The following is a 24,972-nucleotide window of genomic DNA, read 5'->3' as shown; positions in this document are numbered from 1 at the left end:
GGAATCCGATGTCACTCCCCCTTCCGCTGGACGGACTGTCCGCGATCGTCACCGGCGCGGGCCGCGGCCTCGGCCGGGCCGAAGCCCTCGAACTGGCCCGCCTCGGCGCGGCGGTCGTCGTCAACGACTACGGGCAGCCCGGCCGCGACGGCTCCGGCGAGGCGTCCGCCGCCCCCGCCGAGGAGGTCGCCGCCGAGATCCGCGCGGCGGGCGGACGGGCCGTCGCCCACCTCGGCGACGTCTCCGACCACGAACAGGCCCGCGCACTCGTCGACCTGGCCACCACCACCTACGGCAGGCTCGACATCCTGGTCAACAACGCGGGCATCCTGCGCGACCGGATGATCTTCTCGATGACCGAGGAGGAATGGGACTCGGTGGTCCGCGTCCACCTCAAGGGCCACTTCAACACCACGCACTTCGCCGCCGCCCACTGGCGCGCCCGCTCCAAGGAGACCGGCGGGCCGGTCTACGGGCGGATCGTCAACACCTCGTCGGAGGCGTTCCTCGCGGGCTCGGCGGGCCAGCCCAACTACGCGGCGGCCAAGGGCGGCATCGTCGGCCTCACCACCTCCACCGCGCTCGCCCTCGCCAAGTACGGCGTCACCGCCAACGCCATCTGCCCGCGCGCCCGGACCCGGATGACCGAGGACGTGTTCGCGGGCTTCCAGGAACCGGCGGACGGCACCCTCGACCCGCTGGCGCCCGAGCACGTGTCCCCGCTCGTCGGCTATCTCGCCTCACCGGCGGCGGCCGGGGTCAACGGGCAACTGCTCGTCGTCCACGGAGGGATGGTCGCCGTCGTCGAACGGCCGCGGGTGGCGGCCCAGTTCGACGCGGTGAAGGAGACCTTCACCTTCGCGGAGCTGGACGGGCTGCTCACCCCGTACTACGCGGAACGGCCACCGAACGAGACGTTCGCCGCCGCCGAGGTCCTCGGCCTGAAGCGGCGGTAGCGGCGGTAGCAGGGGTAGCGGGGGTAGCCGGCGGTAGCGGGTGAGGGCGGCGCGCGGGAGGGCCCGGCCGGCTGTTCGCCGGACCGGGCCCTCCTGTCGTGCTGACGTGCGCCTGCCGGGCGGCTCTCAGGCCGCCCTGGACTCCTCGTCGGCGGGCCGACGGTGGCGACCGTGCGGCTGCGCCGACGTGTTCTCCGCCGACGCACCCCCTCGGTGCTTTCCGGAACCGCCGTTCCGGCGCCCTCGTCCGCCCCCGCCGGGCGCTGCTCGTTCGTGTCGATCCGTGCTTCGGACATGTGGGAAGTCACCCCGTTGAAATCGCTTACGTGTTGTCGCGCCTACCTGTGTCGTAGCCCCGCCGCCATCCGACGTGGTCACCGTCGGTACCCGCCCGATACGGCCGCGTAGCCCAGGATCCCGATCTTAATCAGATCGGGCGACTCGGTGCAGGGGTGCCTGCCCCAACGGAACAGGCTTACACACAGCAGGAGCGGAGACGGCGGCGGAAGGTCGCGTTCCGCCCTCCGTGTCACCCGGACGGCCGGTCTCGGAAGAGGGTTCCACGTCCTGCGGTGCGTCCAGCATCGCCACGCCGCAGGACGTCGCCCTGTTCGTGTACGGGAGACGCAGCAGCCCGTCCCGGCCCCAGTACCCGGCCCCAGGCGCCCAGCCCAGCGGGGCCGCGAACTGGTGCAGCCGGCGTCCCGCCGGACGCCAGACCCCCAGCCAGCTGCCCGCGGCCCCGTCGATCCGCAGCGCCACCGCGCAGCTCTCCGGCATCAGCATCTGGCCCGGCTGCACCGCGAACGGCGTCACCGCCGCGTCCGCGAGGCGCAGGCACTCCGGGAACCTGACCGGCAGACAGCTCCCCAGCACGCCCCAGCCGAGCCGGTCCCGGCCCGGGGCGTCCGAGCGGATCAGCAGCAGCCCGCTGTCGGCGTCCGCGAGCAGCAGCCGGTCGTCGCTGCCCGGCGCGATCTGGAGCAGCGGCGTCACCTCGCCCCCGCGCCCCAGGTCGACGGCGACCGCCTTGACCGGTCCACCGTCCGGCGCCCGCCGGTCCAGCGCCAGTATCCGGCCCGCCCGGTCCAGCCAGGCCCCGCCCGAACAGCGCCCGGGAATCCGCGCGACCTCCTCGGGCCCGAACGCCCCGCCCGCCACCAGCCAGAGCGACGTGTGGTGTTCGCCCGCCGACAGGGCGTAGACGCACCGGCCGTCCGGCGACGGCGGCAGCAGGGTCATCTCCGCGCTTTCGACCGCGCCCAGCAGGAGTTCGCCGGTCGCGGGCCCCGTCGGATAGAGCAGCGAGAACATCTGCCGCTCCGCGACCCGCCGCCGGATCAGCACCCGCCCGTCGGCGAGCGGCGCCACCTCGGAGTCCGGCTCCTCGGGCTGATCGAGGGGGAGGGGCACCGCGTACGGCTCGGGCCCGTCCAGCGTCCACCGCTCCGGGTACCAGGCGCGCGTGCCCGGCGGGCCGGGAGCCGCGGTGAGCCGCGCGGCGTAGGCCCCGTCCGCGGTGAGCGTGAAGCCGCCGGGAAGCGGCGCGTCAGCGGCCGGTGACGCGGGGCCGCCCGCGGCGGACGACGCCTGGGAGCCGTCCTGGCGCGCAGCGGATCCGGGCGGGCCGGGAGCGTCCGCACCGGCGGATCCCACCGGGTCGCCGGACCCCTTCGGTCCCGGTTCCGCTCCGTATTTCTCCAGGCCGGATTCCGCTCCGGACTCTCTCGGGTCGGGTTCCGTTCTGGATTCCGCTTCGGGTTCCGCTCCGGGGTCCGCCGTCGCGGCGGCCCCGGCGGATCCGCCCTCGATGGCACAGGCAGTCATGGACTCGTCACCTCCGGCTACGAAAGTTAGTTTTCGCACTTCCAGCCGAACAACACGAGCCACCTGACTTCACACATAAGGGTGGTGATGCCCGGATTCTCCTGAGCGGGAGGGGGTGCGTGTGCTGCTGAGGACGGCCGTGTCTAGGGTGAGGCGACCCTTACCGAGGGCCCGTGCCCCACGCACGTACGCGGACCATCTGGAGCAAGTGATGTCCCTTCGACCCCGCGGTACCGCCGCAGTCGCCCTGGCCGTGGCGGCCGCCCTCTCCCTTTCGGCCTGCGGGAGCGGTGACGGCGGGGACGGCGACGCGGCGAAGTCCGACGGCGGCGGCAAGAAGGCCGCCGCCGCCACGGGTGGCAAGGACTTCGCGGACGCGGCGAAGAAGACGGCGGCGTACGGCACCGACGCCGAGGCCGGCGAGTTCCCGCGTACGGTCACCCACGCCATGGGAAAGACCGAGATCGGGGCCGCGCCCAAGCGTGTGGTCGTGCTGGACGTCGGCGAGTTCGACAACGTCGTCTCGCTGGGCCTGAAGCCGGTCGGCTACGCGCCCAGCGAGGGCGACGCGGCCATCCCCTCCTACCTGGAGAAGGGCGCGGGCGCGCCGAAGAGCGTCGGCACGATCAACAGCCTCAACCTCGAAGCCATCGCGGGCCTCCAGCCGGACCTGATCCTCGGCAGCCAGCTCCGCGCCGCGGACAAGTACGACGAGCTGTCCAAGATCGCCCCCACCGTGTTCTCCATCCGTCCGGGCTTCACCTGGAAGGAGAACTACCTCCTCAACGCCCAGGCGCTGGACCGCACGGAGCAGGCCGGGTCGGCGCTCGCCGCGTACGAGGACAAGGCGAAGAAGCTCGGCGAGGACATCGGCCCGGACAAGCCGACCGTCTCGATGGTCCGCTACATGCCCGACCGCCTCCGCCTCTACGCCAGGGCCTCGTTCATCGGCACGATCCTCGAAGACGTCGGACTGCCCCGTCCGAAGAACCAGCAGATCGACGACCTCGCCGCCGAGATCAGCCCGGAGAGGATCGACGAGGCGGACGCCGACTGGATCTTCACCGGCGTCTACGGCGACCCGAAGGCGACCCAGCGCGACAGCGCCCGCTCCAACCCGCTGTGGAAGAACCTGAAGGCGGTCGAGGAGGGCCGGGCCAAGGACGTCTCCGACGAGACCTGGTACCTGGGCCTCGGCGTCACCTCGGCCGGCCTGGTCCTCGACGACCTCCGCGCGGACCTGGTGAAGTAGCCGGCCCGGCGCCGGCCCGGTGGAGTGATCTCCTCCGCGCCGGCCCGTGAAGTAACGATTCGTGTCCGGCCGCCGGTCCTGGCGTACAGGTCCGGCGGCCAGGGGCGACGGACCACCCCGGACAGGTAGCCTTTCCCCCGTGCCCCGTCTGTCTGAAGTCATCGCCGCCCTCGACGCCCTCTGGCCCCCCGAGCGGGCCGAGGGATGGGACGCGGTCGGGACGGTCTGCGGTGATCCGGAGGCGGAGATCGACCGGGTGCTGTTCGCCGTCGACCCGGTCCGCGAGATCGCCGACGAGGCCCTGGAGCTCGGCGCCCAGCTGATCGTCACCCACCACCCGCTCTATCTGCGCGGCACGACGACGGTCGCCGCCGACACCTTCAAGGGCCGGGTCGTCCACACCCTCATCAAGCACGGCATCGCGCTCCACGTCGCGCACACCAACGCCGACACCGCGGACCCCGGCGTCTCCGACGCCCTGGCCGGCGCCCTCGACCTGCGGATCACCGGGCCCCTCGTCCCGGACCCCACCGACCCGGAGGGCCGGCGCGGACTCGGCCGGATCTGCGAGCTGGACCACCCCGAGACCCTGGCCGCCTTCGCCGCCCGGGCCGCCGCCCGGCTCCCCGCCACCGCGCAGGGCATCCGGCTGGCCGGCGACCCGGAGTCGCTCGTGCGCACCGTCGCCGTCAGCGGCGGCTCCGGCGACAGCCTCTTCGACGCCGTGCGCGCCGCGGGCGTCGACGCCTTCCTCACCGCCGACCTGCGCCACCACCCGGCGTCCGAGGCCGTGCAGCACTCGCCGCTCGGCCTCGTCGACGCCGCGCACTGGGCCACCGAGTGGCCCTGGTGCGAGCAGGCGGCCGCCCAGCTCGACGCGCTTTCCGACCGCCACGGATGGGACCTGCGGGTCCATGTCTCGAAGCAGGTCACCGATCCCTGGACCACCCACCATTCCTCTGGAGCCCCCAACTGAACGCCGCGCCCGCCGACCAGATCCGACTTCTCGACGTCCAGGCCCTCGACCTCCGTCTCGCCCAGCTCTCCCACAAGCGCACCTCGCTGCCGGAGCACGCCGAGATCGAGCAGCTCAGCAGCGACCTCGCCCAGCTGCGTGACCTGCTGGTCGCCTCCACCACCGAGGAGAGCGACACCACCCGCGAGCAGACCAAGGCCGAGCAGGACGTCGACCAGGTGCGCCAGCGCGCCGTCCGCGACCAGCAGCGCCTGGACTCCGGCGCCGTCTCCTCGCCGAAGGACCTGGAGAGCCTCCAGCGCGAGATCGTCTCGCTCGCCAAGCGCCAGGGAGACCTGGAGGACGTCGTCCTGGAGATCATGGAGCGCCGTGAGGGCGCCCAGGAGCGGGTAGCCGAGCTGACCGAGCGGGTCGCCGCCGTCCAGGCCAAGGTCGACGACGCCACCGCCCGCCGCGACGCCGCGACCGCCGAGCTGGACGCCGAGGCCGCCACGGTGACGAAGGACCGCCAGGTCGTCGCCGAGGTCATCCCCGCCGACCTGCTGAAGCTGTACGACAAGCTCCGCGCCCAGCAGGGCGGGGTAGGCGCCGCCCGGCTCTACCAGCGCCGCTGCGAGGGCTGCCGGCTGGAGCTGAACATGGCCGAGGTGGGCGACGTGCGCGCCGCGTCCCCCGACACCGTCCTGCGCTGCGAGAACTGCCACCGCATCCTGGTCCGCACCTCGGAGTCGGGCCTGTAATGAGCGCCGCGCGTCAGGTGGTGGTCGAGGCGGACGGCGGCTCCCGGGGCAATCCGGGGCCCGCCGGCTACGGTGCGGTCGTCATCGACCCGGCCACCGGCGAACCTCTCGCCGAGGCCGCCGAGTACATCGGGGTCGCGACGAACAACGTCGCCGAGTACCGGGGGCTGATCGCCGGTCTGACGGCCGCGAAGGCACTGTTCCCGGACGCGGGCGACGCGCTGCGGGTCCACGTCCGGATGGACTCCAAGCTGGTCGTCGAGCAGATGTCGGGGCGCTGGAAGATCAAGCACCCCGACATGAAGCCGCTGGCGGCCCGCGCCGCCGCGGTCCTGCCGCCGTCCTCGGTGACGTACGAGTGGATCCCGCGCGCGCAGAACAAGCACGCGGACCGGCTCGCCAACGAGGCGATGGACGCGGGCCGCGACGGCAGGCAGTGGGAGGCGTCCGCCTCGACCGCCGCCCTGGACGCCCCGGCGCGCGGCACCGTGAGCACCCCGCCGCCCGCCCAGGGCCCGCCCGGCGACCAGGCCGCGGGCGCGGCCAGGGCCCGCGCGGCTCTCGCGGCCGCACGCGGAGAGGCCGCCCCCGCGGCGGACACCCTCTTCCCGGTGCCCGAGCCCGGGGTGCCGGACACCACGGTCCCCGCCGCGCCGGTCTCCGCACCGGCCCCCGGGCAGCCGGCGGCCGGATCCCCGCAGCAGCCGTCCGGGGCCCCGCAGGTCGGCTGGGGTTCGGCCCCCGACCTCGGCGCGCCCGCCACGCTCGTCCTGCTCCGGCACGGCGAGACCGCCCTCACGCCCGAGAAGCGGTTCTCCGGCAGCGGCGGCACCGACCCCGAACTCTCCGCCACCGGCCGGGGCCAGGCCGAGCGGGCCGCCGAGCACTTCGCGGCCCTGGGCACCGTCCAGGAGATCGTCAGCTCCCCGCTGCGCCGCTGCCGCGAGACCGCCGCGGCCGTCGCCGGACGCCTCGGCCTCGACGTCCGGATCGACGAGGGCCTGCGCGAGACGGACTTCGGCGCCTGGGAGGGCCTGACCTTCGGGGAGACGCGCGAGCGGTACGGGGAGGACCTCACCGCCTGGCTGGCCTCCCCGGACACCGCCCCGACCGGCGGCGGCGAGAGCTTCGCGGAGGTCGCCGAGCGGGTCGCGGCCGCCCGGGACCGGATCGTCGCCCGGTACGCGGGCCGCACGGTCCTGCTCGTCACCCACGTGACCCCGATCAAGACGCTCGTCCGGCTCGCCCTGGGAGCTCCGCCCGAGTCGCTGTTCAGGATGGAGCTGTCGGCCGCCTCGATCTCCACGATTGCCTACTACGCGGACGGCAACGCCTCCGTGCGCCTGCTCAACGACACCTCCCACCTGCGCTGACAGCGGGCCGCACATGGACTGGCCGACAGGTCTGCTCGGGTTCGCGGCCGGGCTGCTGATCTCCGTGGCCACCGCGCCGGTGGGCGTCTCCGGCGCGGTGTTCCTGCTGCCGGTCCAGATCAGCGTGCTCGGGGTGCCCAGCCCGGCGGTCACCCCCACCAACCTGCTGTACAACGTGGTGGCGGGCCCCGGTGCCCTGCTGCGGCACCACAGGGCCGGGACCCTGCGGGGGCCGTTGACCCGGCTGCTCGTCCTCGGCACCGTTCCCGGCGTCGTGGTCGGCGCGGTGATCCGGGTGTTCGCGGTGCCCGGCCCGACGGTGTTCCGGCTGCTGATCGCCGTCCTGCTGCTGCCGCTGGGCGGCTGGCTCTGCCTGCGGACCCTGCGGCGCGCCTCCGACCCGGCCCCCGGCCGGGAGCCCTCGGACCGCGCCGTCACCCGGCTGGCCATGGCGGTCGGCGTGGCCGGAGGGATCTACGGGATCGGCGGCGGATCGCTCCTCGGCCCGATCCTGGTGGGGCGCGGCATGCCGGTGGCGAAGGTCGCCCCGGCCGCGCTCGCCGCCACCTTCGTGACCTCGGCCGTGGGCGCGGGAACGTACGCGCTGCTGTCCCTGACCGCCACCGGCGACATCGCGCCGTACTGGTCCCTCGGCCTGGCCTGCGGGCTCGGCGGACTGTGCGGGGGCTACCTCGGCGCCCGCCTCCAGCCGCGCCTGCCGGAGACGGCGCTGCGACTCCTGCTGGGGGTGTTGGCCCTCGGCGTCGGCGGGCTGTACGCCGTTCAGCTGCTGCGCTGAGGGCGTCGCCCGCGCGGCCCGGCAGACGGTGGTTCGACGACAGGGTCTAACGGACGAGCGCCGCGGCCTCCGCTGCCAGGCGGGCCACCCGATCCCAGTCCTTCGCCGCGACCGCGTCGCCCGGGACCATCCAACTGCCGCCCACGCAGCCCACGTTGGGCAGCGCGAGGTACGACGGCGCGGAGGCGAGCGAGATGCCGCCGGTCGGGCAGAACCGGGCCTGGGGGAGCGGTGCCGACAGGGCCTTGAGATAGGCCGTGCCGCCCGCCGCCTCGGCCGGGAAGAACTTCATCTCCCGCACCCCGCGCTCCAGCAGGGCCACCACCTCGGAGGTGGTCGAGACGCCGGGCAGGAACGGCACCCCGGACGCCTTCATCGCCTCCAGCAGCGCGTCGGTCCACCCCGGGCTGACCAGGAACCGGGCCCCGGCGTCGACGGTGTCCCGCACGTGCTCGGGCGAGATCACGGTGCCCGCGCCGACCACCGCGCCCGGGACCTCTGCGGCGATGGCCCGGATCGACTCCAGTGCGGCGGGCGTCCGCAGGGTCACCTCGATCGCCGGGAGCCCGCCCGCCACCAGCGCCCGCGCCAACGGCACCGCGTCGGCCGCGTCGTGCAGGACGACGACGGGGACGACGGGCGCGAGGTCCAGCACGGAGGCGTCGGAAGGGGTGGCGGGCGCGGCAGAGGAGGTCATGGGGTCATCCTGCCGCGAGCAAGGCAATATCTGCAACGAGCGTTGCGGAGAATGCAACGGTGTCGCGGAGTCGGTCAGTGGATGTCCGTCACCACCACGTCCAAGGACCACGGCCGCCCGGCCCGCGCGGGGGCCTCGGCCTCCACCACGTACCCGAGGTCCCGCAACACCTCCACCAACCGCGCCGGGCCCTTCGGCCGCGCGCCCGCCACCAGCAGGTCGCGCACCAGCCGGCCCTTGGTCGCCTTGTTGAAGTGGCTGACCACGGACCGCTTCTCCACCCCGTCCACGATCTGCGCGTGCAGCACCCGCACGCTCGCCGTGCGCGAGGCCACCTCGCCCTTCGGCTTCCAGGCCGCCGTGTAGGCGGAGGACCGCAGATCCAGGACGAGCCCGTCCCCGGCGGCCTCGGGCAGCACGGTCTCCATCGGGGCACGCCAGTGCGCGCCGAGCGCGCCGAGGCCGGGCAGCTTCACGCCCATCGAGCAGCGGTACGGCGGAATCCGGTCGCCGATCCGGACCGCGCCCCACAGCCCGGAGAAGACCAGCAGCGACTTCGCCGCCCGCCGCCGGGCATCCGCCTCCAGCGAGGCCAGATCGAGGGCGTCGTACAGCACGCCGGTGTACAGCTCCCCGGCCGGACGGGTCCCGGCGGTGCGCAGCTCCGCGTTCTTGCCTACCTCGCCCGCGAGCCCCACGCTCAGGCCCAGCACCTCACGGGCCTTCTCCTCGTCCGCCTGGCACAGCTCGACCAGCTCGTCCAGTACCGCCGCTCGGGCCGGAGCGAGCCCCGGCAGCGACAGCGACTCCGGCTTCAGCGAAGCCCCGCGCCCCGAGGCGGCCTTTCCTTCGGAGGGCGGCAACAGCACGAGCACGGCGGTTCTCCTTCGTACGTACGGCGCAAGCGCGGACCGGTCGGCGTGCGGGCTCTCCGGGTCCCCGGCAAGGGTACGGGGACAGGGAGGCGGTCCCCGTACGGTGACGGCCGCGCCCCTCGTACGGTGACGGCCCGCGCCCCCGTGCGCGCGGGCCCGCGTGCGCCCCGGATGCCGCCCGCCACCGCCCGGCCTACGCTCGGGCCATGCCCCGCCGCCACCTGCGTATGACCGGTGCAGCCGACTGCTCGCTCGGGACCGCCCTGCGGGCGCTGCGCACCGAGCTCGGCCTGCCCGGCGCCTTCCCGCCCGAGGTGCTCGCGGAGGCGGCCGAGGCGGCGCGGGCCCCGGACCTGTCGGCCCACGAGGACGCCACGGACCTGCCCTTCCTCACCATCGACCCGCCCGCCTCCACGGACCTCGACCAGGCGATGCACCTGGAGCGCCGTCGGCACGGCTTCCGGGTGCACTACGCCATCGCGGACGTCGCCGCGTACGTCCGGCCGGGCGGCGCGCTCGACGCCGAGGCCCACCGCCGGGTCACCACCCTCTACTTCCCCGACGACCGCATCCCCCTCCACCCGCCGGTCCTCTCCGAGGGAGCCGCCAGCCTCCTCCCCGGCGAGACCCGCCCGGCCGCGCTGTGGCGGATCGACCTGGACGGCGACGGGCGGGCCGTCCACGCCGACGTGACCCGGGCCCTGGTCCGCAGCCGCGCGAAGCTCGACTACGCCGGCGTCCAGCACAGGATCGACGCGGGCACGGCCGAGGAACCCCTCACCCTGCTCCGGGACATCGGGCGGCTGCGCGAGAAACAGGAACGGGCCAGGGGCGGCATCTCGCTGAACGTCCCCGAACAGGAGATCGTCCAACGGGACGGCTCCTACGGCCTCGCCCACCGCGCCACGCTTCCCGCCGAGGGCTGGAACGCCCAGATCTCCCTGCTCACCGGCATGGCCGCCGCCCGCCTCATGGCCGACACGGGCACCGGCATCCTGCGCACCCTGCCGATCGCCCCGGACGGAGCCGTCGCCCGGCTGCGGCGCTCCGCCCACGCCCTGCGCGTCGACTGGCCGCACCACGTCCCGTACGCCGAGGTCGTCCGCTCGCTCGACCCGGCGCGGAGCAACCACGCGGCGTTTCTCCAGGAGTGCACCACCCTGCTGCGCGGCGCGGGCTACACCGCCTTCGACGACGGCGAACTCCCCGACCCCGCCGTGCACGCGGCGGTCGCCGACCTCTACACGCACTGCACCGCACCGCTGCGCCGCCTCGTCGACCGGTACGCGTCCGAACTCTGCCTGGCCGCGACCGCCGGGACGGAACCACCCGAGTGGGTACGGGAGGCGCTCCCCGCCCTCCCGAAGGAGATGGCCGAGGGGACCCGCCGCGCGGGCACCGTGGAGCGGGCCTGCGTCGACCTGGTCGAGGCGGCGTTGCTGGAGGGGCGCGTGGGCGAGCTCTTCGACGCGTACGTCGTCGACGTCCAGGACCGCGACCCGGCCGTCGGCACGGTCCACCTCCGGGACCCGGCGGTCGTCGGCCGGATCGAGGGAGGCACGGACCCACTGCCGCTGGGGGAGCGGCTGCGGGTCCGGCTCACCCGGGCGGGCCCGGCGTCGAAGACGGTGCTGTTCGCTCCGGCGTGAGGGGAGACGGTGGTGTCCGCTCCGGCGTGAGCGGGGAGGGCGCCGTACGGTCCTCCGTGTCCTGGGCGCCCTTCGTGAGCGCCGCGACCGCCGCCCGTGGGTCGTCGGCGTGGAAGCGGAGTGTCCGGGCGCTCCCGCGCCGGCCGAGCGGCCGCACGAACTCCACCGGCTCCGTCAGCTTCACGGTCACCGTCGTCTGGCTCCCCACCGCCAGATCGAGCGTCCCGTCCCCGCCCACCCGGACGAGCCCCCCGCCCGGGAAGCGCCGCTCCACCCGGGCGGCGGCGATCACGGCGGCGGGCGCCCGCAGGTCGAACAGGGCGCCGTAGCGCAGCCGCAGCGAACCGTCCGCCTCCACGAGATGCGGCCGGGTCACACAGGCCGCCTGGAGGGCGAGGACGATGACGATCCCGTACACGTCCACCACGAGCAGGATCGCGTGGACCAGCGGCCAGGGGATCACCAGCGCCAGCACCACGGTCTCCACGACCGAGACGAAGACGAACACCCACATGATCGCGGTCTGCGGTTCGGTGTACGAGAACGGCCGGGCCCCCGCCGGTATCCGGTGACGGCGGCGCACGACCCACAGCCCGAGACTGTGCAGCGCCCGGAGTTCGTGCACCACCAGCCGCCGCACGGCCACCGGCACCACGGCCCGCACCGCGGACCGCCCGGCCTCCCGGCGCGTCTCCCCGGCCCGCCGCCGCGCCGTGTACAGCGGCCACATCACGTACGCCTCCAGCGCCAGGACACCCACCACCAGCGCCTCGGCCACCAGCAGGACGGCACCGGGGATCCGGACCCCGGCCACCAGACAGACCGCCAGCGCGACCTCCCCGGGCAGCACCGCCCACATCGCGACCCGCGCCATCCGCAGGCCCACCGCCCTCCCCGTACTCACGCGTTCCTCCCCCGCACCCGCTCGGCCAGCGCCTCCATCACCCGGCCCACCACCGCGCGCTGCGCGGGCGGATAGTCGTCGAGCAGCACCCGCCCCATCCCCGTCGACGACGGCTCGCCCTCCGGGATCACCGCCAGCACCTCGTCCGGTACGGCGGCGACCAGCTCGGCCGCCAGCGGCGCGATGCGCGGGTCGTCCACCCCGGCCCCGGCCAGCTCGTCGAGCCGCTCGTACAGCGCGAGCACGCCCGGGTCCTCGGCCAGCGGCCGCAGCGCCGCGTACACCTCGGCCCCGGCGCCGTCGCCCGCCGCGTCCAGCAACGACAGATGCTCGCGGTCCTTCGCCGCGGCCGGGGACGTGGTGGCGGGCGCGTGCTCCAGCAGTGCGGCGAGGCCGGGGGAGAGCGGCCCGTCCGAGGTGGGCGGCGCCTCCAGGAGCGCGGCCAGCACCTGCCGCCGCTCGTGGATCTCCCGCTCCTGGCGCGCCAGATCGGCGTCCAGCTCCCCGAGCACCTCGGCCAGCTCCCGCCCCGCGTCGTCGGCGAGCACGTCCCGCACCTCGTCCAGGGAGAGCCCGATCTCCGTCAGCCGCCTGATCCTGGCCAGCAGCACGGCATCGCGGACGGTGTACGCCCGGTAGCCGTTGGCCTGCCGGGCGGGCTCGGGCAGGAGGCCGATGTGGTGGTAGTGCCGGACGGCCCGGGACGTGACTCCCACGAGCGCGGCGATCTCTCCGATACGCATGCGGCCAGTAGAAACGTTGACGCCGCGACAAGGTCAAGCACCGCCACCGGGCGCCTCCACCCGACCCGGGGTTACCTCCCGTATGCGCGGCCCGGCTAGTATGTGAGGCACGGCAGACGAGCCGGGCGGACGGCCGCGTGAGGATCCTTCGGGGTTCTCCCGAGGAACGTCCGGGCTCCACAGGGCAGGGTGGTGGCTAACGGCCACCCGGGGTGACCCGCGGGACAGTGCCACAGAGAACAGACCGCCCGGGACCTCGGTCCCGGGTAAGGGTGAAACGGTGGTGTAAGAGACCACCAGCGCCTGAGGTGACTCAGGCGGCTAGGTAAACCCCACCCGGAGCAAGGTCAAGAGGGGGCGCCCCAGAAATGGGACGGCCCTGCGTGAACGTTCGAGGGCTGCTCGCCCGAGTTCACGGGTAGACCGCACGAGGCCGGCAGCAATGCCGGCCCTAGATGGATGGCCGTCTCCCCGGCCGCCGCGAGGCGACCGGGAGACAGAACCCGGCGTACAGCCCGACTCGTCTGCCGCTTCACCCGGCCCCGGCCGCCGCGCACCCCGGCACGCTCGCGGAGGCCGCGCGTTATTCCACCTGCGCGGAAGACTCCCGGTGTGTTCTGATCACCGCTGACCGGGCGCCGGCCGGGACCGTCCGGCGCCGAGCCGACGGGGAAGCGGGTAGACAGGCCGATGAGCGTTACGCAGAGCACCGGAGCCGGTCCGGCGGAGCAGCGGGGCGTACGGCTGCGCCCGGCCACGGCGCAGGACGCCGAAGCCGTCACCCGGGTCTTCCTCGCCTCCCGGGCCGCCGCCATGCCGTATCTGCCCCGGGTCCACAGCGACGCGGACACCCTCGCGTGGATCACCCATGTCGTGCTGCCCACCAGCACCGGGGTGTGGGTGGCCGAGGAGGCGGGCGGGAGCGGGGAGCTGCTCGGGTTCGCCGTGCTCGCCGGGGACGACGAGCTGGACCACCTCTACCTGCGGCCCGACGTGCTGCGGCGGGGGATCGGGAGCAGGCTGCTGGCGGAGGTGCGCGGCGCGGCGAAGGGGGCCCTGGAGCTGTACGTGTTCCAGCGCAACGCCGACGCCCGCGCCTTCTACGAGCGGCACGGCTTCACCGCCGTCGCGTTCGACGACGGCGCCCGCAACGAGGAGAACGAGCCGGACGTGCTCTACCGCTGGGTCCCGGGGACCGCTGAGGCCCCCGGAGACCGTTGAGGCCCCGGGCGGTGGCGGGTCAGATGACCGGCGGCCGGCCCAGCCGGGTCATCTGCCACACCGTGGACCAGCGCATCGGGCGCCGCTCGCCGCACGGGGTCCGGACGCCTTCGGCGAAGCCGCCCGCCCAGGCGCGCAGGCCCTTCGGGTCGCGGGTGCGGGCGAGGGTGAGCAGGGTCCAGGTGCCGAGGTAGGCGGGGACCAGGGGGAGGGGCAGGTTGCGGCGGGCCAGCCAGACGCGGTTGCGGGCCGTCATCCGGTAGTAGACCGCGTGCCGGGCCGGGGATGTCTTCGGGTGCTGGAGCAGCAGCTCGGGCTCGTACAGCACCTTCCAGCCCGCGTCGAGCGCACGCCAGGCGAGGTCCGTCTCCTCGTGGGTGAAGAAGAACTCCGCCGGCCACAGGCCGGTCTCGGCCAGCATCTTCATGGAGAACGCGTGGCCGCCGCCGAGGAAGGCGGTGACCTCGCCGCCGCGCATCGGGTCGCCGGCGCGCAGCCGGGGCACGTGGCGGCGCTGTGTCTCGCCGTGCTCGTCGGCGATCCGGAAGCCGACGATGCCGAGCCGGTCGTCGGCGGCGAAGTGGTCCCGTACCCGGCGGAAGACGTCCTTGTCGACCAGCAGCCCGTCGTCGTCCAGCTCGATCACCACGTCCACGTCGCCGATCTCGGCGAGCCTGCGCAGTCCTTCGTTCCGTCCGCCCGGGCAGCCGAGGTTCTCCGGCAGCTCGATGGCGGTCACCCCGCCGTCGAGGTCCTCCAGGCCGGGGAACGCGGTGAAGTCCGGGAGCGCCGTCCCGTTGCCGATGATCACGAGCCGGGTGGGCCGGACGTCCTGCATGGCGACCGACGCCAGCAGCGCCTCGACCGCCTGCGGGCGGTCCCCCATGGTCACGATGGATACGCCGATGCGTGGTGCGGACAAGTTCGGTACTCCTGGGCTCGGCTGCCGTGCGGCTGCTGGTCGGCTGCGGTGCCCGCGATCGTAACGCCTCGGTGTTCAGTGTGCGGTTACCGCCCGGCCATCCACGGGCCCGTCGGTGTTCAGCAGGGCGTACACGCTCATGTCCCGCCGCCGGTCTCCCACCTGCTGCCAGCCGCGCAGCAGCCCCTCCCGCCGGAAGCCGACGTCCTCGGCGGTCCGGGCGGATGCGGTGTTCCACGGTTCGACGAAGAGCTGGAGGCGCTGGACGCCGAGGTCGCGCAGGGCCCACCCCGTCACCGTACGCAGTGCGGCGCGGGCGACGCCCTGGCCGCGTGCGGGGCCGGTGAGCCAGTAGCCGAGCGTGGCGCGGCCCTCGGGCAGGTCGCGGAGCCAGAGCCCGATCGCGCCGACCGGGCGCCGGTCCCGGGAGCGGACGATGGTGAACGGGTATCCGGCGCCGGTGGCCGCGCGCTCCCACTGCCCGCGCACGAACGCCTCGCCGGCCGCGTCCGAGTAGCGGGACGGGATCGTGGTGATGAGCGGGATGTACGGGTCGAGCGAGGCCTCGCGGATCAGCGGGAGGTCGCTCATCTCCCAGGGGCGCAGGACGAAGTCCGGTCCCGCGGACATGCTCGGAACGGTCAGCGGCTCGGGCTCGGGCATGTCCGTATCCTCCCGCTGTCGACGCTGTTCCGCCCCCGGAGCCCTGGCCCCGGGGGCGGTCCGGTCCCGGCCCCGGGGGCCGGTGAGCCGCCCCGTGCCCGGCTCACTCCTCAGCCGCTGCCGCCGTCCGGTTCCTCCCGGTCAGGAAGTACCCGGCGAGCAGGGCGCCGACCAGGACCAGGGCGGAGTTCACGAGGATGGCGGTGGAGACGCCGGACAGCACGGCTCCCGGCCCCGTCGCGGCCCCTGTCCGGGCGGTGACGATCGCGCTCATCACCGGGATGCCGAGGGCGATGCCGACCTGCTGGGTCATCGTCGCCAGTCCGGTGGCCCGCCCCTGCTCCTCGTCGGGCAGGCCCGAGGTGGCCGTGACCATGAAGCCGACGATCATCAGCATGTTGCCCACACCGCCGACGAAGGTGGCCGCCAGCAGGAGCCAGATCCAGGAGCCGGACGCGCCGAGCGCGACGAGGGAGAGCGTGGCGGCGGCCTGGACGGCCCCGCCCAGCACGATGGCGCGCCGGTTGCCGAACCGGCCCACCGCCCGGCCGCCGAGCATCCCGCCGACGACCGTGCCGACGCCCAGCACGCCGAACGCGAGGCCGGTGGCCAGCGCGGAGTAACCGAGGACCTCCTGGAGGTACAGGGTGAGCAGGAACACCAGCGAGGTCTCGGTGACGAAGGCGATCAGCCCGGCGGCGTTGCCCCAGACGACGCTCCGCCGCTTCAGGATGTGCATCGGGACGAGCGGTGCGGCGGCCCGCTGCTCGATCCGGACGAACGCGATCAGGAGGGCGGCGCCGGCGGCCAGGGAGGCCAGCGTGGTGGGGGCGGTCCAGCCGGTCTCGCCGGCCTGGGTGAGACCGAGGACGAGCAGCAGCAGCCCGCCGGTGACGGTGACCGCGCCGGGCACGTCCAGCCGGGGCCGCCGCTCCGGCCGGGAGTCGGCGATCACGGACGGGGCCAGGATCACGACCAGGGTCGCGACCGGTACGTTGATGAAGAAGGCCCAGCGCCAGGAGAGCAGGTCCGTCAGGAGGCCGCCGAGGATCGCCCCGGCGGTGAATCCGGCGGACATCAGGGCGCCGTTGAGCCCCAGCGCCCGTTCCCGCAGCGGCCCCTCCCTGAACGCGGTGGTCAGCAGCGCGAGTCCGGCCGGGGTGACGGCCGCGGTGGCCAGGCCCTGGAGCACGCGGGCGGTGAGGAGGACCTCGGGCGAGGTGGCGAGGCCGCCGAGCGCGGAGGAGAGGCCGAGGACGGCCATGCCGCCGATGAACAGGTTCTTGCGGCCGACGAGGTCGGCGACGCGTCCGAGGAGCAGGGTGAATCCGGCGGCGGCGAGCGCGAAGGACGTGGCGATCCACTGGAGGTGGGAGAGGGAGAAGCCGAGCCCTTCCCCGACGACGGGCAGTGCCACGTTCAGGATCGAGAAGTCCACCGCGATCATGAACTGGGAGCCGAGCAGCAGTGCCAGCACCAGTTTCTGGCGTCTCGTCATGCGGGGGCCGGCGGGGCGCGGGGCGGCGGTCGGTCCGGTGGGTGCGGGCGTGGGGGAGGGTGCGGGTGCGGTACGGGACATGGCAGGCGCCTTCCTGAGCGCGGAACGGCTTAACGGGTCTGTGGTTCCGTTAAGATGGGTGTCACCGTAGCAGGAGGGCTGCCGTTAATGGAACTGGAGACCCGTTATGACTTCTGAAGGCTCTGAAGGCGTCGTCGACGCCGACGGTGGGGAGCCCGGCACCGTGCGCCCCGGCGGTCGTACCGCCCGGGTGCGGGAGGCGGTGCTGCGCGCCGCCGGGGACGCGCTGGTCGAGCACGGCTTCGACGGGCTCGACCTGGCCGACGTCGCCCGGCGGGCCGAGGTCGGCAAGACGACCGTCTACCGGCGCTGGTCCGCGCCCGCCGGGCTGGTGGCCGATCTGCTCTCGGACATGGCGGAGCAGTCGCTGCCGCGCGCGGACACCGGGTCGCTGGCCGAGGACCTCCGGGCCAACGCCCGCCTCGTCGTCCGCACGCTGACCGATCCCCGGCAGGGCGCCCTCTTCGCGGCCGTCATCGCCGCCGCCACCTGCGATCCGCGGACCGCCGAGGCCCTGCACCGCTTCTACGCGGTGCGGATCGGGGAGTGGTCCGGCTGTGTCGAGGCGGCGGTCGACCGCGGCGAACTCCCCGCGGGCACGGACCCGGGCGAGGTGATCGCCGCGGTGTCGGCGCCCCTGTACTACCGGCTGCTGGCCAGCGGGGCGCCGCTGGACGAGGGGGCGGCTGACCGGGCCGCCGCCGCCGCGGTCGCCGCCGCGCGGGGCGGGGTGTACGTGCGGTGAGGGCGTGCGAGGCCCCAAGGGGTGTCCCGCGATTCCCGGCGGGCGCGCGACGGCAGCTACGGCACCGCGCCGCGTTGTCGGGACGTCCGCATAAGTCCAGTTTGCGGACGTCCCTCCGCCGTGCGATGCACCGCATCTGAGGCCGCGCGCCGATCCACCGGGAATCGCGGGACACCCCTTGGGCGGCGACCGGCTTCGTGGTGCCCGACGGCGCGTCGATAAAGTGCTGGAATGATATTCGGTAAAGCCGGGTTCGGGGGAGCCGTCGCCGACTTCGAGGCAGCGGTGACCGCCCAGGACGCCAAGCGCTCCGGTAAGGCGTTCGTCCGGTTGCAGGAGACCTTCGGGCGGGCCGGGGAGATGGAGCTGCTCGACGGCGGGCCCCGGCTCGCCGCCGTGCTGGAGCAGGTACCGCCCGGCCCCCGTGCCGTCGTCGCCGTGCTCGTCGGGGCCTGCGTCGAGCGCGGTGCGGACGCCGAGCGCTGTGCGCCGGGTGTGCTGGCCGGGCTGCGGTGGGCCCTGGAGCAGGCCCTGGTGTTCTGCGAGGTGTGGGCCGCGACCGGGGGCGGCGCGTTTCCCGTTCCGGACGGCGGCGAGCCGGGCCCGGAGCCGGTGGAACGGGTGGGCTCCGACGCGGCCATCGGCTGGTGGACCCTTCCCCAGTGGGAGATGGCCGCGGTCGCGATGCTGAACCACCCCGGCGTGCGGCGGACGACCGCCTTCCGGGGCGAGGCGCTGCGGCTGCTCGGCGCGGTGGAGCGGGCCTCCGGCACGGAGTTGAAGTCCCTCGCCTACGCCCTCCTCGTGCTGGACGACGAACCGCTCGTCGCCCTCCACCGGGCGAGCGGCACCGGCTACCTCCTGCGGCTCTCGGGCATCGGGGACAACTTCCAGCTGCACACCCTGCTCGCCGACGCGCTCATCGGCGGCGGCCATGTGGAGGGCCGTGCGCCGTCGCCGCAGGAGGCGGCCGTCTGCCGGGAGACCCCCGGTCAGGTGGACACCGTGGGCTCCTTCGACCTGGTGGCCCCGGACGGCGGACTCATCTGGAACGAGGGCGCTCCCGCCGACATCCCCGTCGTCGACGGCGTCCGGCTGCTGGTCCTGGACGAGCCGTCCTACCAGCGGTCCTGGCCCGCGGGCCGCTTCTTCCCCGGTATGCGCGGCGACGCCCTGCTGGAGCGCCCGCTCGACCCGGAGGAGACGGAGCGCTGGTACGCCCACGTCTCCCCGGCCAAGGACGCCACCGGCTGAACGTCACCTGTCCGCCCGTGGCCCGGATGGCGGTTCAGCGGATCCGGGCGCCCGTCCCGCTGACCCGGACCCGGGCGTCGCCCGCGCGCAGCTCGACGGTGAGCGTGCCGGGGCGCCCCAGGTCCGCGCCCTGGTGCAGCGTCAGCACGGCCGCGTCCGGTACGAGCCCCAGCTCCCGGGCGTACGCTCCGAAGGCCGCCGCCGCGGCGCCCGTCGCCGGGTCCTCGACGACCCCGCCCACCGGGAACGGGTCCCGGACGTGGAAGACCTCGGGCCCCTCGCGCCACACCAGTTGCAGCGTGGTCAGGTCGAGCCGGTGCATCAGCGCTTCGAGGCGCGCGAAGTCGTAGTCCAGGTCCGCCAGCCGCTCCCGGGTGGCGGCGGCCAGCACCAGGTGCCGGGCGCCCGCGTAGGCGACCCGGGGCGGCAGGGCCGGGTCGAGATCGGCGGCAGCCCAGTCCAGGGCCGCCAGCGCCTCCGCCAGGTCGGCGGCGGCGGTCTCCTCGACGCGCGGGGCCACGCTGGTGAGGGTGGCGCGGAGTTCGCCGCCCTCCCGTACGACGCTCACCGGCACCGGGCCCGCGGCCGTGGCGAACTCCAGCTCGCCCGGCCCGTCCCGTTCGGCCAGGGCGAGCGCCGTGGCGACCGTGGCGTGGCCGCAGAAGGGCACCTCGGCCTTCGGGCTGAAGTAGCGGATCGTGTAAGCGCCTTCGCCGGTCCGCTCCGTCAGGAACGCCGACTCGCTGTAGCCCAGATCCGCGGCGACGGCGAGCATCGCCTCCTCGTCCATTCCGGAGGCGTCCAGGACGACGCCGGCGGGGTTACCGCCCGCGGGGTCGGCGGAGAAGGCGGTGTAGCGCAGGACTGCGGGTGCGGGTGCGGGTGCGGGTTCGGGCGTCATGCAGGGGTCCAACCGTGCCGCCGACCCCGGCATTCCCGCTGCGGGGCTACGGCGGTACGGCGCCGCGGCGCTGGCTGCGCGCGGGAGGGCCGGTCGCGGCCCCCCGTTCCGCGACCGGCCCTCCCGGGGCGTGTCAGTGGCAGTTCTTGACGCCCTTGTTCGCCTGGGTGGACTTCTTCCAGGAGCAGGAGTCCTGGAGCTTCCCGTTCGGCTTGATCAGCCGGGCCTTGTCGCCGGTGTTGTTCCAGACGTACGAGCCCCGGTTCCAGTGCACGGTGCCCGCGACGTTCTTGCCCTTGCCGGTGCGGAGCTTGACCGTCTTGCCCGCGCCGATCGTGTAGCTGCCGAAGGTGTAGGTGTAGCCGGTCCTGTCCTTCACCGTGAAGCCCTTGAGCTGGACCTTCTTCTTGCTGTTGTTGTGGATGTCCACCCACTCGGCGTTCAGCGACTTCGTGGTCCGGTTGTCCTTGCCGGGACCGTCGTACTGCACGACCCCGAAGTGCAGTCCGCCCTGGTGGCGTGCCGCCGAGGCCGGCGCCGCCGTGGCGAGGAGCGAGCCGGCCAGTGCGGTGGCGGCGGCCAGGGCGATCGGCGCAGCGGTGCGTATGCGCATGTGGTGTTCCTTCTGTGTCGATCTGGTGAAGACGTAACAGCATGCGATCATACGGTCAGCACGCGCTTGCTCGGCCGGATGGGGGGAAATCCGCAAATTCGGCCATTCAATGGCCAGTTCGAGCGAATCTGATCAGATCCTGACCCGACCTCGCACCCGACCTCGCACCCGACCTCGCACTCGGTCTCGCACTCAGCCTCAGCCTCGTCCGACGTACGGCATGTTCGTCGCCAGGACCGTGGCGAACTGCACGTTCGCCTCCAGCGGCAGCTCCGCCATGTGCACCACCGTCCGCGCCACGTCGGCCGCCGCCATCACCGGCTCCGCCGCCGTCTCCCCGTTGGCCTGGAGGATCCCGGTCGACATCCGCTCGGTCATCTCGGTCGCCGCGTTGCCGATGTCGATCTGCCCGCAGGCGATCCGGTAGGGGCGGCCGTCCAGCGACAGCGACTTCGTCAGCCCGGTCATCGCGTGCTTCGTCGCGGTGTACGCGATCGAGTGCGGGCGCGGCGCGTGGGCGGAGATCGAGCCGTTGTTGATGATCCGGCCGCCCTGCGGGTCCTGCTCCTTCATCAGCCGGTACGCCGCCTGCGCGCACAGGAACGCGCCCGTCAGGTTCACGTCGACGACCGCCCGCCAGTCCTCGACGGCCAGGTCCTCCAGCGGCACGCCGCCGGGGCCGAACGTGCCCGCGTTGTTGAACAGGAGGTCCAACCGGCCGAACCGCTCCCGTACGGCGGTGAAGAGCGCGCCGACCTCGTCGGCGTCGGCCACGTCCGTGGTGACGCACAGCGCCTCGGTGTCCCCGGCGGCGGCCGCTGTCTCCGCCAGCGGCTCGGCCCGCCGCCCGGCGAGCGCGAGCGACCAGCCCGCGCTCGCGAGGGCGAGCGCGACGGCCCGCCCGATCCCTGATCCCGCCCCCGTGACGACGGCGACTTTCCGGTCGGTCTGCTCAGTGTTCATGGCCCGGCAGCGTACGGGACGGATCGGTGCACGGGGCACGCGGTGCTCATCGACCCGCCATGCGGATGTTGTGCACGCGACAACGGTGCGTCGTCACGTGCGGCTGCCATGGAGCCAGACAGCATCCGGGCTGAGGAGGGGCATATGACAGCCGCACAGACCATCATGACGCCCGATCAGAACACACGGGCGGCCGAGCTCCGCGCCGCCGCAGGGCTGCTCGAACCGGGCGTGGGACGCAGACGCTTCCTGACCGTCACCGGAGCCGCCGCCGCGCTCGCCTTCGCCGTGAACCTGCCCGCCGCCGGCACGGCGAGCGCCGCGGAATTCGACGCCCGCCGGATCACCGAGGACCCGTTCACCCTCGGCGTCGCCTCCGGCGACCCGCACCCGGCGTCCGTCCTCATCTGGACCCGGCTCGCACCCCGCCCCTACGAGCCGGGCGGGGGACTGCCGCGCGGCCGGGTGGAGGTGCGTTGGGAGGTGGCCCGCGACGAGCGCTTCCGCCGCGTCGAGCGGCGCGGATCGGCCACCGCGCACCCCGAGTTCGCCCACAGCGTCCGCGCCGAGGTCCAGGGCCTCGACTCCGGACGGGTCTACTACTACCGCTTCCGCACCGGCAGCTGGACCAGCCCGGTCGGCCGCACCCGCACCGCCCCGGCCCCCGGAGCCCGCAACAGCTCCCTGACCCTGGCCGCCGTCTCCTGCCAGGCGTACCACGACGGCTACTTCACCGCCCACCGCCACCTCGCCGCCGAGGACGTCGACGTCGTCCTCCACCTCGGTGACTACCTCTACGAGTACGCCGTCACCGCCACGGGCGGGGCCCGCAACTACACCGACCGCAGACTCCCCGCGCACTACAACCGCGAGACGGTCACCCTGGAGGACTACCGGCTGCGCTACGCCCTCTACAAGTCCGACCCGGACCTGCGCGCCGCCCACGCCGCCCACCCCTTCGTCGTCACCTGGGACGACCACGAGACCGAGAACAACTACGCGGGCGGCACTCCCGAGAACGACGTGCCGCCCGAGGAGTTCCTGCTGCGCCGGGCCGCCGCGTACCGCGCGTACTGGGAGAACCAGCCGCTGCGCACCCCGCAGCGCCCCACCGGGCCCGACATGCGGCTCTACCGCCGGCTGAAGTTCGGTCGGCTCGCCCAGTTCGACATCCTCGACACCCGCCAGTACCGCAGCGACCAGGCGTACGGCGACGGCTGGCGCACCCCCGGACCCGAGTCCGAGGACCCCGCGCGCACCATGACCGGGGCCGCCCAGGAACGCTGGCTGACCGACGGCTGGCGGGCCTCGAACGCCACCTGGAACGTCGTCCCGCAGCAGGTGACCTTCGCGCAGCGGCGCGATGTGCCCACCGACGCCTTCAAGCTGTCCATGGACTCCTGGGACGGCTACCCCGCCTCCCGGCAGCGGGTGCTCGCCGGGGCCGAGGCCGCCGGGGTGGAGAACCTCATGGTCCTCACCGGCGACGTCCACGTCTCCTACGCCTTCGACCTGAAGAAGGACTTCGACGACCCCGCCTCGCGCACCATCGGCACGGAGATCGTCACCACGTCCGTCAGCAGCGGCAAGGACGGCGCGGACCGGCCCGCCAACTGGGAGAACCAGACCCGCGCCAACCCGCACCTGAAGCACTACAACGGGCGGCGCGGCTACGCGCTCGTCACCCTCGGAACGAAGGAGGCCCGCGCCGACTTCCGTACGGTGGCGGCCGTCACGACCCCCGGCGCGCCCCTCACCACGGCGGCCTCCTTCGTCACCGAGGCCGGGAACCCGGGGCTCACGCCCGCGTAGGCCGAGGCGAGGCGCCCTTCGTTCGGATCGGGCCGGATTGGGCCGGGTCGGGGCCGGGTCCGGGCCGGAGGGCGCTCGCGGGCCCTCCCGAGCCCGGCGTGGTCCGAACGAGAGGCGCGGGCGACGGCGGGCGGTGGCCCGGTAGCGGGACGGGGCCGGGGCCGTCAGGCCGCGGGATTCTTCGACACCGGGACGCGGAACCGGCGAACGCGCGGATTCATGATCGCGAGCGCGATCAGGAGCACCACACAGGACACGCCTCCGGAAATCGCGGACAGGGAGGTCGATGTGGCACTCGCCACCACGCCGGCGCGGAAATTGCCGATCTCCGGTCCCGCCGCGCCGAGAACGTGCTCGACCGAACTGACCCGCCCCCGGTACGCGTCGGGAGTGGCCACCTGGACGATCGCTCCGCGGCAGATGACCGAGATCGTGTCCGCCGCACCCGCGACCGCCAGGAATCCCAGAACGAGCCACAGGTGGTGGGACAGCCCGAACCCGGTCAGCGCCGCCCCCCACGTGACCGAGGCGAGCAGCATGATGGCGCCCGCCCGCTCGGAGCGCACGACGGCTCCGGACAGTGCCCCGGCGAGCACCCCTCCGATGGCGAACGCCGAGAAGAACAGGCCGAGGTTCTCCGGATTCCCGCCGAAACGCTCGGCGTTGATCATCGGGAACAGGGCGATCGGCATGGCGGTCACCGTGGAGAAGACCTCGGACAGAAAGGCTCCGGTGAGCGCCCGATGCTGCGCGATGAACTGCCAGCCGGCCCACATCGAACGGAGCCCGGGCCGCTCGGAGGACCCCGGAGGCGCGAGCCGCGGCAACTGCCGGGCGCCGATCAGCACGGCGCCGAACGTCACCATGTCCAGCAGATAGCAGCCCTGCACCCCCGCGATGGCGACGACGAATCCGCCGGCCACGGGACCGACGAGCATCGCCACCTGGAAGCCGAAGTGGTTGAGGGCGACCCCCGCGGCCACCTGGTCGCTGTCCAGCAGCCGGGCGACGAACGTACGCCGGGCCGGGGCGCCCACCCCGGCGCAGGCCGCCTGGATCGCCACCGCGGCCAGCACGGGCCACAGCCGGCCGGGATGTGCGACCGCCTGGACCACCAGCAGCGCGGCGGCGACGGCCTGGCCGCACGAGGTCAGGAGTACGAGCCTCCTGCGGTCCATCGAATCCGCCAGCGTGCCACCGACGAGCCCGCCGAGGATCATCGGAACCGCCTGGGCGAGTCCGACGGCGCCCACCGCGATCCCGCTCCCCGAGGTCTCCCACACCTGGTAGTACACGGCGACCACGGTCAATTGGCTGCCGAATACGGAAAGAGTGCTGCCCAGCCAGAACCAGCGGAAAGCGGGACTCGACCGCAGCGGCCTGATATCGAGCAGTTTGGATAAAACAGGCATAACGCCTTCACCTGGCTTCGGGGTCGTGGGCTGCCGGGCCGTGCCGTGACGCCCCCGGCCCGCGGCAGCGCGGGACAGCCTCAGGGGGTGGGGACA

General features: G+C 73.9%; 23 protein-coding genes and 1 other RNA gene. 12 read left to right on the top strand and 12 right to left on the bottom strand.

Features of this window, described 5'->3' with window-relative positions; translation table 11 throughout:
- Nucleotides 1–8 precede the first annotated feature (8 nt).
- Nucleotides 9–956 (top strand): 3-oxoacyl-ACP reductase, encoded by a 948-nt coding sequence (locus tag OG245_RS09935; protein ID WP_371623160.1) that lies wholly within the window; start codon nt 9–11, stop codon nt 954–956.
- 423 nt (nt 957–1,379) lie between these two features.
- Here the strand turns inward: OG245_RS09935 and OG245_RS09930 are convergent, their stop codons facing one another.
- Entirely contained in the window at nt 1,380–2,783 is a 1,404-nt protein-coding gene (locus OG245_RS09930) for a hypothetical protein (protein ID WP_371623159.1), read from the bottom strand.
- A gap of 211 nt (nt 2,784–2,994) precedes the next feature.
- On the opposite strand from OG245_RS09930, the gene OG245_RS09925 reads away from it, so the two are divergent.
- From OG245_RS09925 to OG245_RS09905, 5 genes are all read left to right on the top strand, one after another.
- Entirely contained in the window at nt 2,995–4,035 is a 1,041-nt protein-coding gene (locus tag OG245_RS09925) for an ABC transporter substrate-binding protein (protein ID WP_371623158.1), read from the top strand.
- Between the two features lie 139 nt (nt 4,036–4,174).
- Nucleotides 4,175–5,011, top strand: coding sequence for a Nif3-like dinuclear metal center hexameric protein (locus OG245_RS09920; RefSeq protein ID WP_371623157.1), 837 nt, complete (start codon nt 4,175–4,177; stop codon nt 5,009–5,011).
- Nucleotides 5,008–5,751 carry a zinc ribbon domain-containing protein gene (locus OG245_RS09915; RefSeq protein ID WP_179889976.1) on the top strand — a complete coding sequence of 248 codons (744 nt, stop codon included), beginning with the start codon at nt 5,008–5,010 and terminating at the stop codon, nt 5,749–5,751. The genes OG245_RS09920 and OG245_RS09915 overlap by 4 nt, the downstream gene beginning before the upstream one ends.
- Complete coding sequence (locus tag OG245_RS09910) at nt 5,751–7,124, top strand: bifunctional RNase H/acid phosphatase (protein WP_371623156.1); 1,374 nt, start codon at nt 5,751–5,753, stop codon at nt 7,122–7,124. Before OG245_RS09915 ends, OG245_RS09910 begins: the two co-directional genes overlap by 1 nt.
- A gap of 13 nt (nt 7,125–7,137) precedes the next feature.
- On the top strand, nt 7,138–7,923 hold the full coding sequence (locus tag OG245_RS09905) for a sulfite exporter TauE/SafE family protein (RefSeq protein WP_371623155.1): 786 nt from the start codon (nt 7,138–7,140) through the stop codon (nt 7,921–7,923).
- A gap of 46 nt (nt 7,924–7,969) precedes the next feature.
- Here the strand turns inward: OG245_RS09905 and eda are convergent, their stop codons facing one another.
- Nucleotides 7,970–8,620: a bifunctional 4-hydroxy-2-oxoglutarate aldolase/2-dehydro-3-deoxy-phosphogluconate aldolase gene (eda, locus tag OG245_RS09900; RefSeq protein ID WP_371623154.1), complete on the bottom strand. Its 651-nt coding sequence runs from the start codon at nt 8,618–8,620 to the stop codon at nt 7,970–7,972.
- Nucleotides 8,621–8,694: 74 nt separating this feature from the next.
- Entirely contained in the window at nt 8,695–9,495 is an 801-nt protein-coding gene (yaaA, locus tag OG245_RS09895) for a peroxide stress protein YaaA (RefSeq protein ID WP_371623153.1), read from the bottom strand.
- Nucleotides 9,496–9,701: 206 nt separating this feature from the next.
- On the opposite strand from yaaA, the gene OG245_RS09890 reads away from it, so the two are divergent.
- On the top strand, nt 9,702–11,144 hold the full coding sequence (locus tag OG245_RS09890) for an RNB domain-containing ribonuclease (protein ID WP_371623152.1): 1,443 nt from the start codon (nt 9,702–9,704) through the stop codon (nt 11,142–11,144).
- On the opposite strand, the gene OG245_RS09885 is transcribed toward OG245_RS09890, so the two are convergent.
- Together OG245_RS09885 and OG245_RS09880 are read right to left on the bottom strand one after the other, a co-directional pair.
- Complete coding sequence (locus OG245_RS09885; protein WP_371627851.1) at nt 11,095–12,018, bottom strand: hypothetical protein; 924 nt, start codon at nt 12,016–12,018, stop codon at nt 11,095–11,097. The two genes, OG245_RS09890 and OG245_RS09885, sit on opposite strands and share 50 nt — an antisense overlap.
- Before the next feature lie 26 nt (nt 12,019–12,044).
- Nucleotides 12,045–12,791: a MerR family transcriptional regulator gene (locus OG245_RS09880; RefSeq protein ID WP_371623151.1), complete on the bottom strand. Its 747-nt coding sequence runs from the start codon at nt 12,789–12,791 to the stop codon at nt 12,045–12,047.
- A gap of 117 nt (nt 12,792–12,908) precedes the next feature.
- On the opposite strand from OG245_RS09880, the gene rnpB reads away from it, so the two are divergent.
- Nucleotides 12,909–13,318, top strand: an RNA gene (gene rnpB / locus OG245_RS09875) — RNase P RNA component class A.
- 163 nt (nt 13,319–13,481) lie between these two features.
- Nucleotides 13,482–14,012, top strand: coding sequence for an N-acetyltransferase family protein (locus OG245_RS09870; protein WP_371623150.1), 531 nt, complete (start codon nt 13,482–13,484; stop codon nt 14,010–14,012).
- A gap of 19 nt (nt 14,013–14,031) precedes the next feature.
- Here OG245_RS09870 and OG245_RS09865 read toward each other — a convergent pair whose 3' ends face one another.
- The 3 genes from OG245_RS09865 to OG245_RS09855 all read right to left on the bottom strand — a co-directional run bounded on the left by OG245_RS09865 (nt 14,032) and on the right by OG245_RS09855 (nt 17,176).
- Nucleotides 14,032–14,934, bottom strand: coding sequence for a glycosyltransferase family 2 protein (locus OG245_RS09865; protein ID WP_371623149.1), 903 nt, complete (start codon nt 14,932–14,934; stop codon nt 14,032–14,034).
- Nucleotides 14,935–15,009: 75 nt separating this feature from the next.
- A complete protein-coding gene (locus OG245_RS09860; RefSeq protein WP_371623148.1) occupies nt 15,010–15,597 on the bottom strand; it encodes a GNAT family N-acetyltransferase in 588 nt (195 codons plus the stop codon).
- 103 nt (nt 15,598–15,700) lie between these two features.
- Nucleotides 15,701–17,176, bottom strand: coding sequence for an MFS transporter (locus OG245_RS09855; protein WP_371623147.1), 1,476 nt, complete (start codon nt 17,174–17,176; stop codon nt 15,701–15,703).
- 106 nt (nt 17,177–17,282) lie between these two features.
- Between OG245_RS09855 and OG245_RS09850 the strand changes: the two genes are divergently transcribed.
- Nucleotides 17,283–17,921: a TetR/AcrR family transcriptional regulator gene (locus tag OG245_RS09850; RefSeq protein ID WP_371623146.1), complete on the top strand. Its 639-nt coding sequence runs from the start codon at nt 17,283–17,285 to the stop codon at nt 17,919–17,921.
- 231 nt (nt 17,922–18,152) lie between these two features.
- Nucleotides 18,153–19,175: a hypothetical protein gene (locus OG245_RS09845; protein WP_371623145.1), complete on the top strand. Its 1,023-nt coding sequence runs from the start codon at nt 18,153–18,155 to the stop codon at nt 19,173–19,175.
- A 34-nt stretch (nt 19,176–19,209) separates the two neighbouring features.
- On the opposite strand, the gene OG245_RS09840 is transcribed toward OG245_RS09845, so the two are convergent.
- The 3 genes from OG245_RS09840 to OG245_RS09830 all read right to left on the bottom strand — a co-directional run bounded on the left by OG245_RS09840 (nt 19,210) and on the right by OG245_RS09830 (nt 21,652).
- Nucleotides 19,210–20,076, bottom strand: coding sequence for a PhzF family phenazine biosynthesis protein (locus tag OG245_RS09840; RefSeq protein ID WP_371623144.1), 867 nt, complete (start codon nt 20,074–20,076; stop codon nt 19,210–19,212).
- A gap of 133 nt (nt 20,077–20,209) precedes the next feature.
- Nucleotides 20,210–20,689, bottom strand: a complete 480-nt coding sequence (locus OG245_RS09835) for a lamin tail domain-containing protein (protein WP_371623143.1) — start codon at nt 20,687–20,689, stop codon at nt 20,210–20,212.
- Between the two features lie 198 nt (nt 20,690–20,887).
- Complete coding sequence (locus OG245_RS09830; protein WP_371623142.1) at nt 20,888–21,652, bottom strand: SDR family oxidoreductase; 765 nt, start codon at nt 21,650–21,652, stop codon at nt 20,888–20,890.
- A 144-nt stretch (nt 21,653–21,796) separates the two neighbouring features.
- On the opposite strand from OG245_RS09830, the gene OG245_RS09825 reads away from it, so the two are divergent.
- The gene (locus OG245_RS09825) at nt 21,797–23,464 is read left to right on the top strand and encodes an alkaline phosphatase (protein WP_371623141.1); all 1,668 of its coding nucleotides are present in this window, start codon (nt 21,797–21,799) and stop codon (nt 23,462–23,464) included.
- Nucleotides 23,465–23,628: 164 nt separating this feature from the next.
- Here the strand turns inward: OG245_RS09825 and OG245_RS09820 are convergent, their stop codons facing one another.
- Nucleotides 23,629–24,876: an MFS transporter gene (locus OG245_RS09820; RefSeq protein WP_371623140.1), complete on the bottom strand. Its 1,248-nt coding sequence runs from the start codon at nt 24,874–24,876 to the stop codon at nt 23,629–23,631.
- Nucleotides 24,877–24,972: the final 96 nt, after the last annotated feature.

It is taken from the genome of Streptomyces sp. NBC_01116 (assembly GCF_041435495.1).
In the GTDB taxonomy this organism is placed as follows: Bacteria; Actinomycetota; Actinomycetes; order Streptomycetales; family Streptomycetaceae; genus Streptomyces.
Note: the sequence above shows the minus strand (reverse complement) of the source record. Positions and strands in the feature narration are given on the sequence as shown.

Coding starts and splice junctions, on each gene's coding strand:
- OG245_RS09935 (WP_371623160.1), top strand. CDS start 9: ATGTCACTCCCCCTTCCGCTGGACGGACTGTCCGCGATCGTCACCGGC.
- OG245_RS09930 (WP_371623159.1), bottom strand. CDS start 2,783: ATGACTGCCTGTGCCATCGAGGGCGGATCCGCCGGGGCCGCCGCGACG.
- OG245_RS09925 (WP_371623158.1), top strand. CDS start 2,995: ATGTCCCTTCGACCCCGCGGTACCGCCGCAGTCGCCCTGGCCGTGGCG.
- OG245_RS09910 (WP_371623156.1), top strand. CDS start 5,751: ATGAGCGCCGCGCGTCAGGTGGTGGTCGAGGCGGACGGCGGCTCCCGG.
- OG245_RS09905 (WP_371623155.1), top strand. CDS start 7,138: ATGGACTGGCCGACAGGTCTGCTCGGGTTCGCGGCCGGGCTGCTGATC.
- eda (WP_371623154.1), bottom strand. CDS start 8,620: ATGACCTCCTCTGCCGCGCCCGCCACCCCTTCCGACGCCTCCGTGCTG.
- OG245_RS09890 (WP_371623152.1), top strand. CDS start 9,702: ATGCCCCGCCGCCACCTGCGTATGACCGGTGCAGCCGACTGCTCGCTC.
- OG245_RS09885 (WP_371627851.1), bottom strand. CDS start 12,018: ATGGCGCGGGTCGCGATGTGGGCGGTGCTGCCCGGGGAGGTCGCGCTG.
- OG245_RS09880 (WP_371623151.1), bottom strand. CDS start 12,791: ATGCGTATCGGAGAGATCGCCGCGCTCGTGGGAGTCACGTCCCGGGCC.
- OG245_RS09870 (WP_371623150.1), top strand. CDS start 13,482: ATGAGCGTTACGCAGAGCACCGGAGCCGGTCCGGCGGAGCAGCGGGGC.
- OG245_RS09860 (WP_371623148.1), bottom strand. CDS start 15,597: ATGCCCGAGCCCGAGCCGCTGACCGTTCCGAGCATGTCCGCGGGACCG.
- OG245_RS09855 (WP_371623147.1), bottom strand. CDS start 17,176: ATGTCCCGTACCGCACCCGCACCCTCCCCCACGCCCGCACCCACCGGA.
- OG245_RS09850 (WP_371623146.1), top strand. CDS start 17,283: ATGACTTCTGAAGGCTCTGAAGGCGTCGTCGACGCCGACGGTGGGGAG.
- OG245_RS09845 (WP_371623145.1), top strand. CDS start 18,153: ATGATATTCGGTAAAGCCGGGTTCGGGGGAGCCGTCGCCGACTTCGAG.
- OG245_RS09840 (WP_371623144.1), bottom strand. CDS start 20,076: ATGACGCCCGAACCCGCACCCGCACCCGCACCCGCAGTCCTGCGCTAC.
- OG245_RS09835 (WP_371623143.1), bottom strand. CDS start 20,689: ATGCGCATACGCACCGCTGCGCCGATCGCCCTGGCCGCCGCCACCGCA.
- OG245_RS09830 (WP_371623142.1), bottom strand. CDS start 21,652: ATGAACACTGAGCAGACCGACCGGAAAGTCGCCGTCGTCACGGGGGCG.
- OG245_RS09825 (WP_371623141.1), top strand. CDS start 21,797: ATGACAGCCGCACAGACCATCATGACGCCCGATCAGAACACACGGGCG.
- OG245_RS09820 (WP_371623140.1), bottom strand. CDS start 24,876: ATGCCTGTTTTATCCAAACTGCTCGATATCAGGCCGCTGCGGTCGAGT.